Source organism: Methylocystis sp. (assembly GCF_051061225.1).
Classification (GTDB): domain Bacteria; phylum Pseudomonadota; class Alphaproteobacteria; order Rhizobiales; family Beijerinckiaceae; genus Methylocystis.
The window spans coordinates 260925-279011 of the sequence record NZ_JBPFEB010000129.1 but is presented as its reverse complement, the minus strand read 5'-3'; the positions used below and the strand labels follow the sequence as shown (position 1 = coordinate 279011).

Below are 18087 nucleotides of genomic sequence, written 5' to 3'. Positions count from 1 at the left end.
GAGCAGGCGGGCAAGCATCCAATCCGGCGGGAGCGCGAGGGTCTTCGAGAGGTGCTCGACATCGCCCATCGTTTTCCGGGAGACCATTATCGGCGGCAGCACAACGTCAGCGGCCGTCTTCGGCGCCAGGCGAATATGGTGCGTGAACAGCAGCCAGTAGACGTGGCCGGTCTTCATGCCGGTGGCGGCGCCGATCTCCGCTGCCGAGTGGCCGAGGCCGGCGAGATAGGACGCCTTGGCGAGACGCATGGACGCAAGCGGAACTGCCTTCTGTGATTTGGCCATGGGCGCACCTCCGCCCGCAGGATAGCCTCGGGATGGACTTTCACAAGTTCCGACCGTAAATTACTCCAGCATATCCCCGATGATGACGAAAGCGCCCTGACCGCGGATGAACCGGCAGGGCGTTTTTGTTGCGATAGTGTTGCGATGGCTTGATTTCTGGGAAGAAAAACAGGCGCTATCTATTTGTTTTTAATTTGATTTGTCACGATGTAGCGAAAGGCGTTCCCAGCCGCTCGCAATAGGGGCGCTCGATGAAGGCGATATCCCGCCAGCAGGCGGCGCATAGCGCGCCCTGTTCCGCGACCGCCCGGCGGCAGACGAGGCAGGATGGCGGATAGACGACATCGAGCGCCGTGGATCCGGCGCGGCGCGCGAGGGCGGCGATCCGGGTGAGCGCGGCGGGGACGTCGAGCGGCATCCTGGCAATATGGCAGAGCCTCTCGCCGCTGTCTGCTGGCCCCTGCTTTTGTGTCTGTGCCGTTTCTGCAACAGCGTTCGCGAAAAAACGAGCTTTGCACAATTTGGCTGGCGCGGCCGAGCTTTTGCAGGGATGATGCCTCGGTTCCAATAGTATGCGTAAGTAGCAGGTGCGTGATGAAAAGACTTTTTCTCCTCGCCGCGGCCCTGGCTCCGGCGAGCCTGGCGCTGGCCGATCCGATCTCCATTCAGCCGAACGTCGGTTCCGCCAATGGCGTGAATGTGGGCAGCGTCACCAACATTGGCGTCAATAACATCGGCGCCGTGGCCCAGAACATCGGCGCGCTCCCCGGCGGCGCGGTTCAGATCGACTCCAAAGCGGTCGAACAGGAGCACATGCCGATCGTCATCGAGGAAGGCGCCTTCACCATCGGCAGCATTGTCGACTCCGGCGTGGGCGGCAAGGCGGCGATCGTGACGATCGGCTCCAACAACGTGTCCATTCGCAGCAAGTCGATTTCGAATGTTCGGGTCGAGACGACGGTCAATGTCGCCGATCATCACGGCGTCGCCGGCGCGGCCGACATCGAGAAGTCCTTCAACAAGATCACCGTCAAGGATATCAACGAGAACTAGGGCCGATCCGCGCCCGTGGGCGGACCCGCCCGGGGCGTGACGGCCTGTGTCTTGCCAGCGGCCGGGTGCGTGGGGCGCGCGTGATCGCGCGGCGTCTCCCGCAGGCGCGCGCGTCCGCCGTGCGCGGACTTATCCGAGCAGGCCGCCTCGCGGCGGAGCCAGCGGATTCTTCGTGAGCGCCTCGGCGTCCGGCGTGTCGATCGCCGGCCTGTGGATCAGCGCGGCATAAAGCCCTTCGACGAAGGCGCGGTCGAGATCCTTCACGATGAAGACGATGCGCGTCCGGCGGTCCTCGTCCGGCCACGCCTCCAGCCGGTGCGGCGGGTGGAAGACGTGCTGCACGCCATGGATCACCACCGGCCGGTCGGGTTCGTCGGAAAGGGCGACGACGCCCTTGACGCGCAACAGGCGTGGCCCGTGCGTGTGGCGAAGCAGGTCGATGAAAATGTCGAAGGACGCCGGCGTGAACGGCTGATCGCCGGTCAGGCAGAAAGCCTGGATGTGATCATCATGACGGTTGACGTCCGCGTGATGGTGGCTGTGACCGTGATGATCATGGCCCGCGCCATGATCGTGGTCGTGATCGTGATGATCATGCGCGGCGTCGACCGCCTCGGCGTTCAGCCATTCGCGCACCCGCGGGCTCTTGGTCGCCGGATCGTAGAGGCCGCAGTCGAGCAGGGCGGGCGCCGAGGCCTCCCCTTTGGCCGCATCCAGTATGCGCGCGCCGGGATTGAGCGCCCGCAGGCGCGCGGCGAGGCCGGCGGCGCGCGCGGCGCCCTCGGGCAGATCGGTTTTGGTCATCACCAGCCGGTCCGCCACGGCCGCCTGTTTCACCGCCTCTTCATGCGCGTCGAGCGTCGCCTCGCCGTTCACAGCGTCGACCACGGCGATCACGCCGTCGAGCCGGAAGCGCAGGACGAGATAGGGGTGGCTCATGATGGTGTGGAGGATGGGGGCCGGATCGGCGAGACCCGTGGTCTCCAGCACGACGCGGCGAAACGGCTTGATGCGGCCGTTGTCCAGCCGCCGCAGCAAATCCTCCAGCGTGGTGACGAGATCGCCCCGGATCGTGCAGCAAACGCAGCCCGAGCTCATCATCACCATGTCGCCCTCGACCTTCTCGATGAAGAGGTGGTCAAGGCCGATCTCGCCGAATTCATTGATCAGAACGAGCGTGTCGGCGAGTTCCGGCGCCGCCAGCAGAGTGTTGAGCAGCGTCGTTTTCCCCGCCCCGAGAAAGCCGGTGAGGATCGTCAGCGGAACAGGCGGCGGCGGGCGGCGCGCCGCCGCCGGATTTTCGTCGCTCACTGAGTCTTGACCTGGGATTTGGCGGCCGCCTGGGTCTTGGCGTTCGCGGCCGATTTCCCGGCCGGTTTGGCGGCGCCGTCCGGCGCGGGCGGCGGCGCTGTCTTGGCCGATGTGGTCTTGGCGGCTGCGGCCTTTCCGGTTGCGGACTTGGCGGCTGCGGTCGTCTTCGCCGGGGCCTTGGCGGCTGCGCCGGCCTTGGGTTTCTCAGGCTTTTCGTCGCTCGCGCCGGCGCCCTCGTCGATGATGCTGTCCACGGGGGCGGGGGTCGGCAGGGGCGCGGCGCGCTTCGCCGCGCGCTTTCCCTTCCGCATCTTCACCGCATCCGGGGCCGCGCGGCTGATCGGCGACGCGCCGTCGGCGGCGGGCTCGGGATTGGCGTAGGCGGTGAAATCGGTCTGCTCGCCGATCGGCGCGCCTGGCGCGCGAGCGCGCGCCACGGGGCCGGCATAGCCGGGCGCACGGCCGGCGTAGACGGCCACCGGCTCGAAATGCGGACGCGGCAGATGGGCGATCTGCTTGGCGCTGATCTGTTGCTGACCCGCGGCGTCGAGCAGCGGAATGCCGGTGGAGCCGCCGCCGATGGCGATCGGGACATCCTCGACTTCGCTCATGAATTCGGCCGTGGCGGCGCCCCGGTTGCGGCAGACGCTGTCGCGCATGTCGGGGGCCTGCGTCGGGCCGCTCGCGGCGATGGAGGCGACGGTCCCCTGCGCGCCGCTGGTCTGAAAGCCTCGGTCGAGCAGCGCCGCCGCCTTGGCGGTGCGCGCCGCGGCCGAGGGCGCGCCGAGCACCACCGCGATGAGCCGCTGGGAGCCATGCGTGGCGGAGGCCACGACGTTGAAGCCGGCGGGGCAGGTGAAGCCGGTCTTCATGCCCTCGGCGCCGGGATAGCGGCCCAGCAGGCCGTTATGGGTGGGGTGGATCTGCGCGCCGAATTTCATCGCGCCGATGTTCCAGAGATGGGCGTATTCGGGGAAATCCACGTAAAGCGCCCGGCCGAGCAGCGCGAGATCGCGGGCCGAGGTCACCTGACGCGCGTCCGGAAGCCCGTTCGGATTGACCCAGACCGACTGCGTCATGCCGAGCTTCTGGGAGGCGCGGTTCATTTCCTCCGCGAACGCCTCGACCGAGCCCGACACGCCCTCGGCGATGGCGACGGCGATGTCATTGGCGGACTTCACCATCAGCATGATGAGGGCGTTGTAGAGCGTCACCTCCGACCCCGCCCGGAAGCCCATCTTCGACGGCGCCATGCGGCAGGCGCGCGGCGACATCATCAGCGGCGTGTCCATGCTGATGCGCCCGGCGCGCACGGCGTCGAGCGCGACATAGGCGGTCATCAGCTTGGTGAGGGACGCCGGATACCAGGAGGCCGTCGGCTGATCCTGCGACAGAACGGCGCCCGAGGCGACGTCGATGACGAGGGATGGCGTGGCCTGCGCCGGAAGCGCCAGGGCGGAGACAAGGAAAGACGCAAAAGCGCCGAGACGGGAGAATGTCCTGATCGTCGTCATTGGCAAAGTCTCACTCGGTCGGCGTGACAGGGCCGTTCACTTAAAATTTGTCTAGAGGACATTCCGAAAAGGTTCAAATGAGGGGAAATTGTGACCTTCATGATGACATTGGGCCGCAAGCTGCGCCTTCGCCGGCGGCCCAGCCCCCGCGCGGGCGCGTTGGTTCCACAGGATTTTTTCGGGCGTTTCGGCCCGGGATGTGCTAAGTCCGTCGATCGAAAAAGGCGCTTGGACGCCGTTGCCCCTCCGTCGCGCGGGACCGCCTTTTCGACAGGGAACGGCGCAGCCCCGCGCCGGAACGTTTCGAAGTGATCGACAAACTCGAATTCCTCATCACCGTCGCGAGCGAAAAGAGCTTTTCGCGCGCCGCGGAGCTCTGCGGCGTCACGCAGCCGACGCTGTCCGCTGGCATCAAGCAGCTCGAGGACTCGCTCGGCGTGCTGCTCGTCAACCGCTCCTCGCGGTTTCACGGCCTGACGGCCGAGGGCGAGCGCGTGCTGGAATGGGCCAAGCGCATCGTCGGCGACGCCCGCGCCATGCGCCAGGAGGTGCGGACCTTGCGCGAGGGCCTCTCGGGCCAGCTCAAGATCGCCGTGATTCCCACCGCCGAAGGGATCGTCTCGGCGCTGACGACGCCCTACCGCGACAAGCACCCGCATGTGCGCTTCAAGGTGGTCTCCGCCTCCTCGACCGAAGTGCTGGCGATGCTCGACAATCTCGAGATCGACGCGGGCATCACCTATCTCGACAACGAGCCGCTCGGCCGCGTCCGCACGGTTCCGCTCTGCTCGGAGCGCTATCGCCTGCTGACCACCGAGGGCAATCCGCTGGGCGACCGCGACCGGGTGACCTGGGCGGAGGTGGGCCGCATCGATCTGTGTCTGCTGACGCCGGACATGCAGAACCGCCGCATCGTCGAGCGACTAATTGGCGCGGGTGGGGCGGAGCCGGCGCCCATCCTCGAATCGAATTCGGTCATTCTGCTCTATGACCATGTGCGATCCGGGCGCTGGGCGACGATCCTTCCGGAAAAGCTTGCAAAAACAATGGGAGCAGAGCCGCCGCTGCGCTCGATTCCCATCGTTGAGCCGGAGGCGGGCTATGAAATCGGGCTGGTCGCGCCGCAGCGCGACCCGGTCATTCCGCTCGTTGGCGCGCTCGTTGCAGAGGCAAAGGCGCTCGCAGAAAGCGGCGCATTGAGCGATTGATAGGCAAGCCCTATGACGCAACGGTCGAGACGGTATTGATCGGAGCCCGGATTTCCGGCAGTCTCTCTGGAACAAAACCAATCAAGGGCGCTTGTCTTGAGCTCGACGCCCCAAAGCGAGGGAAGAAATGGCTGGCGCTGCTCCTTATAGCGACGAGCGGGCGCGGGAGATCATTGCGGCTCATATGGGCCTCGAAGGACCTGCACTCCCCATTTTACATGCGCTTCAGGCGGAATTCGGTCATGTTCCCGAATCCGCAGTGAAGGAGATGGCGACGGCGCTGAACATCAGCCGCGCCGAGATGCATGGCGTCGTAACCTTCTATCATGACTTCCATACGTCGCCGCACGGACGCCACACCCTCAAGATCTGCCGCGCCGAATCCTGCCAGTCGATGGGCGCCGAGAAGCAGGCGAACGAGTTTCTCGCCCGCCACAAGCTGGAATGGGGCAAGACCACGCCCGACGGCTCCCTGACGGTCGAGCCGGTCTATTGCCTGGGCCTCTGCGCCCATAGCCCGTCGGCTCTCTACGACAACGAACCTGTTGGAATGGTCGACGCCGAGACGCTCGACGCTTTCGTCGAGGAGGCGAAGGGCAAATGACGAAGATTTACGTTCCGCTGGACATGGCCGCCGTGGCGATGGGCGCCGACCGCCTCGCCGCCGCCATCGCCAAGGAAGCGGCCGCCCGCGGCCAGCAGGTCGAGATCGTGAGAAACGGCTCGCGGGGCATGCTCTGGCTCGAGCCCCTGATCGAGGTGGAGACCCCCGCGGGCCGCGTCGGCTATGGTCCGGCCAAGGTCAAGGACGTCGCCTCGCTGTTCGATTCGGGCTTCCTGACGGGCGGCGCGCATCCGCTCGCGATCGGCCTCGTCGAAGAGCATCCGTGGATGAAGCGTCAGAACCGCGTGACCTTCGTCCGCTGCGGCGTGATCGATCCGCTCTCCGTCGCGGATTACGAGGCTCATGGCGGCTTCAAGGGCTTGAAGCGGGCGTTCGAGGTCGGCGCTCCGGCCGTCGTGGAGGAGGTCACCAAGTCGGGCCTGCGCGGCCGCGGCGGCGCGGGCTTCCCGACGGGCATCAAGTGGAAGACGGTCGCCGATTGCGCGCCCGGCCAGAAATATGTCGTGGTCAACCCCGACGAGGGCGATTCCGGCACCTTCGCCGACCGCATGATCATGGAGGGCGACCCGCTCTCGCTCATCGAGGGCATGGCCATCTGCGGCTACGCCGTCGGCGCCTCCAAGGGCTACGTCTATTTGCGCTCGGAATATCCGGTCGTCGCCAAGGTCTTCGACGCGGCGATCGAGAAGGCGCGCGAAGCGGGCTGGCTCGGCAAGAACATCAAGGGTTCCGGCTTCGACTTCGACGTCGAGCTGCGCATCGGCGCCGGCGCCTATGTCTGCGGCGAGGAAACGTCGCTGCTCGAAAGTCTCGAGGGCAAGCGCGGCATCGTGCGCGCCAAGCCGCCGCTGCCGGCGCATGTCGGCCTGTTCGGCAAGCCGACGGTGATCAACAACGTCCTCTCCATGGCCACCATTCCGATGATCCTGGAGAAGGGCGCGAAGCATTACGCCGATCTCGGCGTCGGCCGTTCGCGCGGCACCATGCCGTTGCAGATCGCCGGCAATGTGAAATACGGCGGCCTGTTCGAGACTGACTTCGGCATCCCGCTCGGCACGATCGTCAATGAGATCGCCGGCGGCACCCGCACGGGGCGTCCGGTCAAGGCGGTGCAGGTCGGCGGGCCGCTCGGCGCCTATGTGCCCGTGTCGCTGTTCGACCTGCCTTTCGACTATGAGGCGTTCGCGGCGAAGGACAGCCTGATCGGCCATGGCGGCATCGTCCTGTTCGACGATGCGACCGACATGCTCTGGATGGCGCGCTTCGGCATGGAGTTCTGCGCCATCGAAAGCTGCGGCAAGTGCACGCCCTGCCGCATCGGCTCGACGCGCGGCGTCGAGACGATCGACAAGATCCGCAATGGTCAGGACGTCGAGAAGAACATCGAGCTTCTCAAGGACCTGTGTCACACGATGAAGTTTGGCTCATTGTGTGCATTGGGCGGTTTCGCGCCGTATCCGGTCGAAAGCGCGCTTCGTCATTTCCCCGAGGACTTCCGCAAGCCGGCCCTTGAAGCCGCCGAGTGAGGTAGTGCCATGACGCTTATCAAAGAGACAGATTACGGGACGCCAGAGTCCACATCCGAGGATATGGTCACGCTGACCATTGACGGAAAGAGCGTCACTGTTCCCGCGGGGACGTCGATCATGCGCGCGGCGATGGAGGTCGGGACCGAGATCCCGAAGCTCTGCGCCACGGACAGCATCAAGGCCTTCGGCTCCTGTCGCCTCTGCGTGATCGAGGTCGAGGGCCGTTACGGCACGCCGGCCTCCTGCACCACGCCGGTCGCGCACGGCATCTCGGTCAAGACGCAGACCCCGCGTCTGGCCGCCATCCGCCGCGGCGTGATGGAGCTTTACATCTCCGACCATCCGCTGGACTGTCTGACCTGCGCCGCCAATGGCGACTGCGAATTGCAGGACATGGCCGGCGCCGTGGGCCTGCGCGACGTGCGCTATGGCTACGACGGCGCGAACCATGTCTTCGCCCGCAACAATGGCGAGGCGAATTTCGACTGGAAGCCCAAGGACGAGTCGAACCCCTATTTCACCTATGATCCGTCCAAGTGCATCGTCTGTAACCGCTGCGTGCGCGCCTGCGAGGAAGTGCAGGGCACGTTCGCGCTGACGATCTCCGGCCGCGGCTTCGACTCGCGCGTGTCGCCCGGCATGGACGAAGCCTTCATGGAGTCGGAATGCGTCTCCTGCGGCGCCTGCGTGCAGGCCTGCCCGACGGCGACGCTGACCGAGAAGTCCGTCATCGACATCGGCCAGCCCGAGCATTCCGAAATCACCACCTGCGCCTATTGCGGCGTGGGCTGCACCTTCAAGGCCGAAATGCGCGGCGAGGAAGTCGTCCGCATGGTTCCCTGGAAGGACGGCAAGGCCAATCACGGCCATAGCTGCATCAAGGGGCGCTTCGCCTATGGCTACGCGCATCATGGCGACCGCGTGCTGAATCCGATGATCCGCGAATCGATCGACCAGCCCTGGCGGGTCGTGTCGTGGGACGAGGCGCTGACCTTCGCCGCAGACCGGCTGAAGACCGTGCAGGCGAAATATGGCAAAGGCTCCGTCGGCGCCATCACCTCCTCGCGTTGCTCGAACGAGGAAACCTATCTCGTTCAGAAGCTCGTGCGCGCCGGCTTCGGCAACAACAATGTCGACACCTGCGCCCGCGTCTGCCACTCGCCGACCGGCTATGGCCTCAACCAGGCCTTCGGCACCTCCGCCGGCACGCAGGATTTCGACTCGGTCGATGAGGCCGACGTCATCCTCGTCATGGGCGCCAATCCCACGGACGCCCATCCGGTGTTCGGCTCGCGCATGAAGAAGCGCCTGCGCGAGGGCGCGCGGCTAATCGTCATCGATCCGCGCCGCATCGATCTGGTGAAGTCGCCGCACGTGCAGGCGGACTATCATCTGGCTCTCAAGCCCGGAACCAACGTCGCGATGATCACGGCGCTGGCGCATGTGATCGTGAAGGAGGGCCTCGTCAACGAGTCCTTCGTGCGGCATCGCTGCGACTGGGACGAGTTCCAGGCCTGGGCCGACTTCGTGTCGCTCGACCGCAACAGCCCCGAGGCGCTCGAATCCGTGACGGGCGTGAAGGCGGAGGACGTTCGCGCGGCCGCGCGGCTCTACGCCACCGGCGGCAATGCGGCCATTTATTACGGCCTCGGCGTGACCGAGCATGCCCAGGGCTCGACGACGGTCATGGGCATCGCCAATCTCGCCATGGCGACCGGCAATCTCGGTCGTCGCGGCGTCGGCGTGAACCCGCTGCGTGGCCAGAACAATGTGCAGGGCTCCTGCGACATGGGCTCGTTCCCGCACGAGCTGCCGGGCTATCAGCACATTTCGGGCGCGGCCGCCCGCGAGGTGTTCGAGGCGGACTGGGGCGTCAAGCTCGACTCCGAGCCGGGCCTGCGCATCCCCAACATGTTCGACGCGGCGATCGAGGGCCGGTTCAAGGGCCTCTATCTGCAAGGCGAGGACATTCTCCAGTCCGATCCCGACACGCGCCATGTCTCCGCCGCTTTGGCGAACATGGAAATCGTGATCGTGCAGGACCTGTTCCTGGTCGAGTCGGCGCATTACGCGCATGTCTTCCTGCCGGGCTCCTCCTTCCTCGAGAAGGACGGCACCTTCACCAACGCCGAGCGCCGCATCCAGCGCATCCGCAAGGTGATGACGCCGAAGAACGGCTATGGCGACTGGGAGATCACCCAGCTCCTCGCCAAGAAGCTCGGCATGGGCTGGAACTACCACAACCCGTCCGAGATCATGGACGAGATCGCGCGGCTGACTCCGTCGTTCCGCAACGTCTCCTACGCCAAGCTCGATGAAATGGGCTCCGTGCAGTGGCCGTGCAACGACGACGCGCCGGAAGGCATGCCGATCATGCATATCGACGGCTTCGCGCGCGGCAAGGGCAAGTTCGTCATCACCGAATATGTGCCGACCGACGAGAAGGTTGGGCCGCGCTTCCCGCTGCTGCTGACGACGGGCCGCATCCTGTCGCAGTACAACGTCGGCGCGCAGACCCGCCGCACCGAGAACAGCCGCTGGCACGAGGAGGACGTGCTTGAAATCCATCCGCATGACGCGGAGGAGCGCGGCGTTTGCGAGGGCGACTGGGTGAAGGTTGCGAGCCGCGCCGGCGAGACGACCCTTCGCGCCCAGATCACCGATCGCGTGGCGCCCGGCGTGGTCTACACGACCTTCCATCATCCGCTGTGCAACACCAATGTCGTGACGACCGACAATTCGGACTGGGCGACCAACTGTCCGGAATACAAGGTGACCGCCGTTCAAATCTCCAAGAGCAACGGCCCCACCGAGTTCCAGGAGAAGTATCGCGAACTGTCCGAGCAGGCCCGGCGGATCGCGACGACGATCGACGCGGCGGAATGATCGACAGACCGTCGGCCTCTCTTCGAGTGGATTGCCTGGCGCGCCGTCACGATGTGACGGCGCGTTCTTCACGCGTGATCCCCGAGGAGACGCCGATCGCTTTTACCTATGGCGGCTCCACTCATGCGGTGATGATGGCGACGCCCGCCGATCTCGAGGACTTCGCGGTCGGATTTGCGATGACCGAGGGGCTGGTCGATCGACCGGAAGACGCGGGCGAAGTCGAAGTGCTCGCCTCCGAGCTCGGCCTCGAATTGCGCACCTGGCTCGGCGGCGACCGGCAGGAGGCCTATGCGGCGCGCAAGCGCTCCATGGCCGGCCCGACCGGCTGCGGCCTCTGCGGCGTCGAGAGCCTTGAGGCGGCGACGCGCGTGCTGCCGACGCTGGACAATGCGCTGACAGTGACCGCCGAAGGGCTGATCGAGGCGATGGCGCGCCTGCCCGGCGAACAAACCATCAATCAGGAGACGCGCGCCGTTCACGCCGCGGCCTTCTGGAATCCGATCTCCGGCGCGCTGCTCGTCCGCGAGGACGTCGGCCGCCACAATGCCCTCGACAAGCTCGCCGGCGCGCTGGCGCGCCAGGGGATCGCGGCCTCGCAGGGCGTGGTGCTGATGACGAGCCGCGTCTCCGTCGAACTCGTCCAGAAGGCCGCCCGCATCGGCGCGCCGATCATTGCCGCTGTGTCGGCGCCGACCGCATTGGCGGTTCGCAGCGCCGAAAAATGCGGTATGACGCTCGTGGCCGTGATGCGGGGCCGCGACTTCGAAGTCTTCACCCATCCAGGACGCATCCTCGAACAGGTTTCCGCTCATGTCGCATAATTCAGTCGAAAAGCTCGTGAAAATGGCCAATCAGATCGGCGATTTCTTCGGCGCGCAGAAGATCGGCGCCGCCGCCGGCATGGCCGAGCATCTGCGCAAGTTCTGGGCTCCCCATATGCGCGAGGCGATCAGCGAGCATGTGAAACATGGCGGCGCGGGGCTTGCCCCGATTGCGATCGAGGCGGTCAAGCTTCTCGAGGCGGAGAAGAAGGGCGCGGCCTGACGCCCCTTCCGATTTCATGAAAAAGCGCCGAAGAAGCGGCCCCAACCACGGGCCGCTCTTTTCGTCTTCAAAGGTCTGGACGCGGCGCGCGCCGTCGCTTAGGCATGGCGCACTTGAAGTGTCGACAATCGAGAGCCCAGCATGACCGACGCAATCTGCCCCTGCCGCGTGATCGACGAGGACAAGCGCGATTACGCCGATTGCTGCAAGCCGTTTCTCGAAGACGGCCAGGCGCCGCCGACCGCCGAGTCGCTCATGCGCTCGCGCTACACGGCCTTCGTGCGGGGCGACATCGACTATCTCGAAACCACGCTGGCGCCCGGCACGCGGGACGACTTCGACAAGAAGGCCATCACCCACTGGGCCAGGCAGTCTCAGTGGCTCGGACTCGAGCTTGTCTCGACGGAAGAGGGGCGCGAAGGCGACGACGCCGGCTATGTCGAGTTCATCGCTCACTTCGATCACGAGGGCGAAAGCTACGCGCATCGCGAACGGTCGCTGTTTCGCAAGATCGACGGGCGCTGGTATTTCCAGGAAGAAGCCAACCGCAAGAACCAGCCGATCGTGAAGGGTCCGCAGCCCGGTCGCAACGACGCCTGTCCTTGCGGCTCCGGCAAGAAATACAAAAAGTGCTGCGGCGCTGCGGCCTGAAGCTGCGCTATTAAGCGATCATTAAGCCCGTTCTGGCATTACCCTTTCAAACGTCGCGGCTTCAGCTAAGGTTGTGTCGTCGGCGCTGTGAAGCGCGAAGCGTAAATCCCGTCGACAGTTGCTTCGGACGGGCCAAGGCCCGTGGCATGACGCCTTTTCCGATGAGCCGGTGCAACACCGGTATGTCCCTTACTTGTTCTCAGTCCAACAAGGGACACGTCCAATGGCCAGCATTCTCGTTAACCCCTCCGCGATCACAGCTCTGCAGTCTCTCCGCACGACACAGAACGCGCTGAACACCACCCAGAAGGAAATTTCCACCGGCCTGAAAATCTCCAGCGCCGCCGATAACGCCTCGACCTGGGCGATCGCGGAGTCGATGAAGTCCGACAAGAGCGTTCTTTCGACGATCAGCGACTCGCTCTCCGGCGCCAATTCCGTTCTCAACGTCGCTTCCGCCGCCGTGAAGAGCGCGATCAATGTCATGAATGACATCAAGGCCAGCGTCGTCCAGGCGCAGCAGCCGGGCGCGGACACCGCGAAAATCCTCACCAGCCTGCAGCAGCTCGGCAAGCAGCTCTCCAGCGTCGTGTCCTCCGCGACGTTCACGGGGCTCAACGTGACCGACGGTTCGCTGACCTCTCCGGTGAAATTCATCGCCTCCTATGCGAATGGCTCCGGCACCAACGACTCGGCGGTCGGCACCATCGACCTCAACATCACCACGCTGATCGACGGCGCTGGCGGCGGCACGGGCATTCTGGAGGCCGCGCAGGGCGGCAACGCCGCCGCCGCGACGAACTTCACCTCGCTGACCTCCGGCGACCTCTCGAGCGCGACGATCAAGGATACGCTGACCAACGCCGACAAGGCCATTGCGGATCTGACGACCTACGTCTCCGAGATCGGCGCCACCCAGACGCGCGTCACGCAACAGAACGACTTCGTCAAGACCATGAACGAAGCGCTCACCACCGGTATCTCGTCGCTCGTCGACGCTGACATGAACGAAACCTCAACCCGTCTGCAGGCGTTGCAGACGCAGCAGCAGCTTGGCGTTCAGTCGCTCTCCATCGCGAACCAGAACGCCCAGATGATTCTGAAGCTCTTCCAGTAACAGCTTCGGATACGCAGGAGCCGCGCCACATGAAAGCGGCGTCGGCTCCTGTGCGTTTGTCTTGCTAGATGCTTCGGACGGGCCAAGGCCCGCGGCATGACGCCTCATCCGTCGAACCGGCGCGACACCGGTATGTCCCTTCCTCACAGAGAACCGAAAAAGGGACATCTCAATGGCCAGCATTCTCGTGAACCCTTCTGCGATCACCGCCCTGCAGTCGCTGCGCAAGACTCAGAGCGCGCTCAACACAACCCAAAGTGAAATTGCGACCGGCTTGAAGATCGCCAGCGCGGCGGACAATGCGTCGACCTGGGGCATTGCGGAGTCCATGAAATCGGACAAATCCGTGCTGATGACGATCAGCGACTCCCTGTCGGGCGCCGACTCGGTTCTCAACGTCGCCTCCGCAGCCGTCAAGAGCGCGATCAAGGTCATGAATGACATCAAGTCGGGAATCGCTCAGGCCCAGCAGCCTGGCGCGGATCTCGCCAAGATTCTCACCAGCGTGCAGGAGCTCGGCAAACAGCTCACCAGCGTCGTCGCTTCCGCCACGTTTACCGGCCTCAACGTCACCGACGGAACGGTGACCAGCCCCCTGAAATTCATCGCTTCCTACGCCAATGGCTCGGGCGTCAATGACTCGGTCGTCGGCACGATCGACCTCTCGGTCAGCACGCTGATCGACAGCACGGGCGGCGGCGGAGGCATTCTGGAGGCCTCGCAGGGCGGCAACGCGGCCGCCGCGACGAACTTCACCTCACTGACCACCGCCGACCTCTCGACTGCGACAATCAAGGACACATTGACCAACGCCGACAAGGCCATCGCCGATCTGACGACTTACGCCGCGCAGATCGGCGTGACACAGACGCGCGTGCGTCAGCAGGGCGACTTCATCAAGGTGATGAACGAGTCGCTGACGACCCGCGTGTCGTCTTTGGTCGATGCGGATATGAATGACGTCTCAACGCGTCTTCAGGCGTTGCAGACTCAGCAACAGCTCGGCGTTCAGTCGCTCTCCATCGCGAACCAGAACGCGCAGATGATCATGAAGCTCTTCCAGTGACCCAGCGTCCGGGCTGGCGCGCAGGCCGCGCGCCGGTCCGGTCTGACTTTCGTTAATCTCTTGTTAATGAATGATTTGAGAACCGGGACGCAACGTTCGCACAAGCCCTCGAGCAGACTCTTGGCGTTGCAGCAACAGGGATCGCCCGCTTCTCCGCCATGGATCGTCTCACTCTCATCCTCGATAATCTGAATGCGCTCGGCAAACGCAAGCTCGCCGCCCTCACGCTGACATTCGCGCTCGTCGTGGGGCTTGTCTCCGCCGCCGGCTATTATCTCTCGCGCCCGAATTTCGAGGTGCTTTATGCGGGTCTGGATCGTGAGGATGTCAGCCGCATCGGCGCGGCGCTGAAGTCGAGCGGCGTCGCCTTCGACGTGAATCCGGAAGGCAACGCCATATCGGTGCCCTATGGCCAAACATCTCAGGCGCGCATGCTTCTCGCCGAGCGTGGTCTACCGCAGAGCGCCAATGCGGGCTATGAGCTTTTCGACAAGGTTGGCGCGCTTGGATTGACCTCCTTCATGCAGGAGGTGACGCGTGTGCGCGCGCTCGAAGGCGAGCTGGCGCGAACAATCCAGTTGATTCGCGGCGTCAAGGCCGCGCGCGTCCATATCGTCATGCCGGACGAGGGATCCTTCCGCCGCGCCAAGCAGCCGCCCTCGGCTTCCGTCATCATCCGAACCGAAGGACCCGACGATTCCAGCGCCGCGCAGGCGATCCGGCATCTGGTCGCCTCATCCTTGCCTGGCATGACGGTGGATCAGGTGACGGTTCTCAATACGGATGGCATGATCCTCTCGTCTTCCGACGGAGAAGCGAACGACGCCATTCCGGTGAAGACGCTCTCCCTTGAGAAAAACATCTCCAAGGACATACAGGACAACATCCGCCGCACACTGACGCCATATCTGAAGCTCGCCAACTTTCAGGTCAGCGTGCGCGCGCGGGTCAATACGGATCGCAAACAGATCAACGAGACGATCTATGATCCGGACTCGCGCGTCGAGCGCTCCGTGCGCACCGTCAAGGAAAGCGCTCAGTCCCAAAATAACAGCGCCGGGCAATCGACAAGCGTCGATAGAAACATTCCGCAAGGCGGCGCCAACGCTGGCGGCGACACCAAGCAATCCAACGACGAGAGCAAGAAGAGCGAAGAGCTCACGAACTTCGAGCTCTCGTCGAAGACGGTGACGACCGTCAGCGGCGGCTACAATATCGAGCAGCTTTCGGTCGCGGTGCTCATCAATCGCGCGGCCTTTGCGGAGCCCAACAAGGAGGCGCCAAAGCCTGAGGCGATCGAAAAGCAGCTCAGGGAAATCGAGCAACTCATCTCTTCCGCCGCGGGCCTCAAGAAGGAGCGCGGAGACTCGCTGAAGGTCACAGCCGTGGATTTTACCTTCAACGAGCATGAAATGTCCCCGGTCGAAAATCCCGGCCTGATGGCCATGCTCGGCAATCATATCGGCTCTTTCATAAACGCTCTCACGGCGATCGGCATTGCCGCCGTGATCGTGGCCTTCGGACTCGCGCCGGCGCGCCGCGCGCTCCTCGCCGAACCGCCGCCGGCGTTGACGGCGGAGCAGGGCGGCGAGTCGGCGCCTCCGCTGATGGGCGCCGAACCGGCGCCCCTTGCGATCGAGCCGGCCTTCGAGCCAATGGCTCCACCAATGCTGGGGATGACGGAGGATGGCGGATTCGTCATGCCGGGCGGACTCTTTGACGGCGTTGTCGAAGCGGCCAAGGACACCGCGCGCCGCAAGCTCGAACGGCTGATTGAACAGGATGACGCTCACGCCGCCGCCATCATGAAGCAATGGATGAGATCGTGACCAGAAGCGCGAGCATACGTTCCGTTTCAGCCTATCTGTTGCGCTTCGACGATCCGGCGCCCGGTTTCGTGGCGCATGGGATGGCGGAATTCGAAGCGGCGCCGGTCGAAGCTTTCGATCCGGAGACGCCCCTGTTCGAATTTGCGGAGTTGGAGCCAGAGCCTGACCCGGAGCCAGAGCCGGCTGCGGTCGACATCGATGCGTTGCGCCGCGCCTTCGAGGAAGAGAGGGAGGCCGCGTTACAGACGCAGCAAGCGGCGCATGAGGAGGCCTTGCGCCTTGCCCGAGCGCAATGGGCCGAGACGCAGGCGAATGTTCTCAGCGAACGGATGGCCGAGAGCCTCGCGACTGCCTTCGAGCAGCTCCGAAGCGATGTCGCGCGCATTCTGGCGCCCTTCGTCGCGCGTGAGATCGAGGAACTCGCTTGTGAAGATCTGATTGAAGCGACGCGCCGTGCGTTGGCCGATGAGCAGGCGCCCGCGATTCGCGTCGAGGGTCCAAAGGACTTGATCGAGCGACTCTCGCAGACCCTCGGCTCTGTGCAAGCCTCCGTTTCGCTGATCGAGACCGAAGGCGTCGACGTGCAGATTGATCTCGCGCATGCCAGACTCGAGACGCGTCTAGACGCCTGGATGCGCCGTCTCTCTGAAAGCAGGAGTGGAGTCGCATGAGTCATGACGGACCGCCGATCATCATCAAAAAGAAGGTCGAAGGCGAGGAAGAACATCACGGCGGCGTCTGGAAGCTCGCCTTCGCGGACTTCATGACCGCCATGATGGCGTTTTTCCTGGTCATGTGGCTGATCAATTCCACATCGAAGGAGACGAAAGCTGTCATCGTTCAATATTTCAATCCGGTGCAGCTCGTCGATGTGACCAGCGCCCACAAGGGTCTGCGCGATCCCAATAGCGGCGCCGAAGGCAAAAGCGCGGTGGCTTCGACTCCTTCCGACAAGAAGGAGGGCGCGGGCGCGAAGGATCTGGAAGGAGAGTTGCAGAAGAATCCCCTGAAGGCGCTGGATGCGATTGCGGAAGGCGAGCCCCGTGCAAGCGAACCGCAAACGCTACGCGATCCCTTTGACAGAAGCGCCCGGACCGACAGGCGCGCACCGATTGAAGCGCCCCCGGCCGAATCCACACAATCTCCGCCAGGCGAGAAATCCGCGCCGCGTCACGGGCAGGGAGTCAACGCCGCCGAAAAAGGGAAGGCCGAGCAGGCGAAGATCGCGACGGAGCTTCAGGCGGAAGTCGAGAAAGTCGCGGCGCAGGAACAGCACGCGCCGAAGATAGAAGTGAAGCAGAGCGAGGACGGACTCCTGATCAGCCTGACAGACGATTCGAATTTCTCGATGTTTGATGTTGGCTCCATCAAGCCCAGGCCACAGCTCGTCCGCATTCTTGCCGATATCGGCAAAATCCTGTCAGGCAAGCGCGGCGAAGTGGAGCTGCGCGGACATACCGACGCGCGCGCCTATGCGGGAAAGAACTATGACAATTGGCGCCTGTCCAGCGACCGCGCCACGCTTGTCAATTACATGCTGATCAGGGGCGGCCTGCCTGCGGCGCGCATTGGCAAGATCGTCGGATTCGCTGATCGTCAGCCAAAAGTCCCAAGCGATCCATTGTCGCCGCTGAACCGGCGCATTGAAATCCTGCTGAAGGGCCCCGCACGATGATCCGCGCGGTCTGTATTGTGACGTTTCTTTTCATCCTCTTGAATGGCGCGCGCGCCGACGAGTTTGCTGCGCTGGTGCGGGACCTGAATGTCCTGCAGAACCGGATGGTCACCGGAGACGCCGACGCGCGTGACGCGGCGGTGCGCCAGTTCGACGTGATCGACAAGGAGATTGGCGCGGTCGAGCCGGAAGGATGGGCGGACGAACGCAATCAGCGAGCCGCGATTGTCTACCTCTTGTGCGGGGGCGCGGCGCCGGGACTGCGCGAAATTCACGAAGCCGACTTCTTTG

Annotated in this window: 17 protein-coding genes; 13 read left to right on the top strand and 4 right to left on the bottom strand. The window is 64.3% G+C overall.

What is annotated here, in order from left to right:
- Together ACR652_RS23300 and ACR652_RS23295 are read right to left on the bottom strand one after the other, a co-directional pair.
- Nucleotides 1–285: hypothetical protein (locus ACR652_RS23300; RefSeq protein WP_434508865.1), on the bottom strand; the 285-nt coding region annotated here is incomplete at its 3' end.
- Nucleotides 286–487: 202 nt separating this feature from the next.
- Nucleotides 488–703 (bottom strand): double zinc ribbon domain-containing protein, encoded by a 216-nt coding sequence (locus tag ACR652_RS23295; RefSeq protein WP_434508864.1) that lies wholly within the window; start codon nt 701–703, stop codon nt 488–490.
- 173 nt (nt 704–876) lie between these two features.
- On the opposite strand from ACR652_RS23295, the gene ACR652_RS23290 reads away from it, so the two are divergent.
- Nucleotides 877–1338: a hypothetical protein gene (locus tag ACR652_RS23290; protein ID WP_434508863.1), complete on the top strand. Its 462-nt coding sequence runs from the start codon at nt 877–879 to the stop codon at nt 1336–1338.
- A gap of 129 nt (nt 1339–1467) precedes the next feature.
- Here the strand turns inward: ACR652_RS23290 and ACR652_RS23285 are convergent, their stop codons facing one another.
- Both ACR652_RS23285 and ACR652_RS23280 read right to left on the bottom strand, forming a co-directional pair.
- Nucleotides 1468–2649: a CobW family GTP-binding protein gene (locus ACR652_RS23285; protein ID WP_434508862.1), complete on the bottom strand. Its 1182-nt coding sequence runs from the start codon at nt 2647–2649 to the stop codon at nt 1468–1470.
- Nucleotides 2646–4163 (bottom strand): D-alanyl-D-alanine carboxypeptidase family protein, encoded by a 1518-nt coding sequence (locus tag ACR652_RS23280; RefSeq protein ID WP_434508861.1) that lies wholly within the window; start codon nt 4161–4163, stop codon nt 2646–2648. Before ACR652_RS23280 ends, ACR652_RS23285 begins: the two co-directional genes overlap by 4 nt.
- Nucleotides 4164–4471: 308 nt before the next feature.
- Here ACR652_RS23280 and ACR652_RS23275 point away from each other — a divergent pair, with 308 nt between their 5' ends.
- The 12 genes from ACR652_RS23275 (at nt 4472) to ACR652_RS23220 (ending at nt 17796) form a co-directional block, all read left to right on the top strand.
- Entirely contained in the window at nt 4472–5371 is a 900-nt protein-coding gene (locus tag ACR652_RS23275) for a LysR family transcriptional regulator (protein ID WP_434508860.1), read from the top strand.
- Between the two features lie 127 nt (nt 5372–5498).
- The gene (locus ACR652_RS23270) at nt 5499–5975 is read left to right on the top strand and encodes a formate dehydrogenase subunit gamma (RefSeq protein ID WP_434508859.1); all 477 of its coding nucleotides are present in this window, start codon (nt 5499–5501) and stop codon (nt 5973–5975) included.
- Nucleotides 5972–7522: a formate dehydrogenase beta subunit gene (locus ACR652_RS23265; RefSeq protein ID WP_434508858.1), complete on the top strand. Its 1551-nt coding sequence runs from the start codon at nt 5972–5974 to the stop codon at nt 7520–7522. Before ACR652_RS23270 ends, ACR652_RS23265 begins: the two co-directional genes overlap by 4 nt.
- A gap of 9 nt (nt 7523–7531) precedes the next feature.
- A complete protein-coding gene (fdhF, locus tag ACR652_RS23260) occupies nt 7532–10411 on the top strand; it encodes a formate dehydrogenase subunit alpha (RefSeq protein WP_434508857.1) in 2880 nt (959 codons plus the stop codon).
- Nucleotides 10408–11235 (top strand): formate dehydrogenase accessory sulfurtransferase FdhD, encoded by an 828-nt coding sequence (gene fdhD / locus ACR652_RS23255; RefSeq protein WP_434508856.1) that lies wholly within the window; start codon nt 10408–10410, stop codon nt 11233–11235. The genes fdhF and fdhD overlap by 4 nt, the downstream gene beginning before the upstream one ends.
- Nucleotides 11225–11458 carry a formate dehydrogenase subunit delta gene (locus ACR652_RS23250; RefSeq protein WP_434508855.1) on the top strand — a complete coding sequence of 78 codons (234 nt, stop codon included), beginning with the start codon at nt 11225–11227 and terminating at the stop codon, nt 11456–11458. Before fdhD ends, ACR652_RS23250 begins: the two co-directional genes overlap by 11 nt.
- A gap of 141 nt (nt 11459–11599) precedes the next feature.
- Nucleotides 11600–12109: a YchJ family protein gene (locus tag ACR652_RS23245; RefSeq protein ID WP_434508854.1), complete on the top strand. Its 510-nt coding sequence runs from the start codon at nt 11600–11602 to the stop codon at nt 12107–12109.
- Nucleotides 12110–12332: 223 nt separating this feature from the next.
- Nucleotides 12333–13226, top strand: a complete 894-nt coding sequence (locus ACR652_RS23240) for a flagellin (protein WP_434508853.1) — start codon at nt 12333–12335, stop codon at nt 13224–13226.
- Nucleotides 13227–13398: 172 nt separating this feature from the next.
- Nucleotides 13399–14292 carry a flagellin gene (locus ACR652_RS23235; protein WP_434508852.1) on the top strand — a complete coding sequence of 298 codons (894 nt, stop codon included), beginning with the start codon at nt 13399–13401 and terminating at the stop codon, nt 14290–14292.
- A 158-nt stretch (nt 14293–14450) separates the two neighbouring features.
- Entirely contained in the window at nt 14451–16121 is a 1671-nt protein-coding gene (fliF, locus tag ACR652_RS23230; protein ID WP_434508851.1) for a flagellar basal-body MS-ring/collar protein FliF, read from the top strand.
- Nucleotides 16118–16792, top strand: a complete 675-nt coding sequence (locus tag ACR652_RS23225; protein ID WP_434508850.1) for a hypothetical protein — start codon at nt 16118–16120, stop codon at nt 16790–16792. Before fliF ends, ACR652_RS23225 begins: the two co-directional genes overlap by 4 nt.
- Complete coding sequence (locus ACR652_RS23220; protein WP_434508849.1) at nt 16789–17796, top strand: flagellar motor protein MotB; 1008 nt, start codon at nt 16789–16791, stop codon at nt 17794–17796. The genes ACR652_RS23225 and ACR652_RS23220 overlap by 4 nt, the downstream gene beginning before the upstream one ends.
- Nucleotides 17797–18087: the final 291 nt, after the last annotated feature.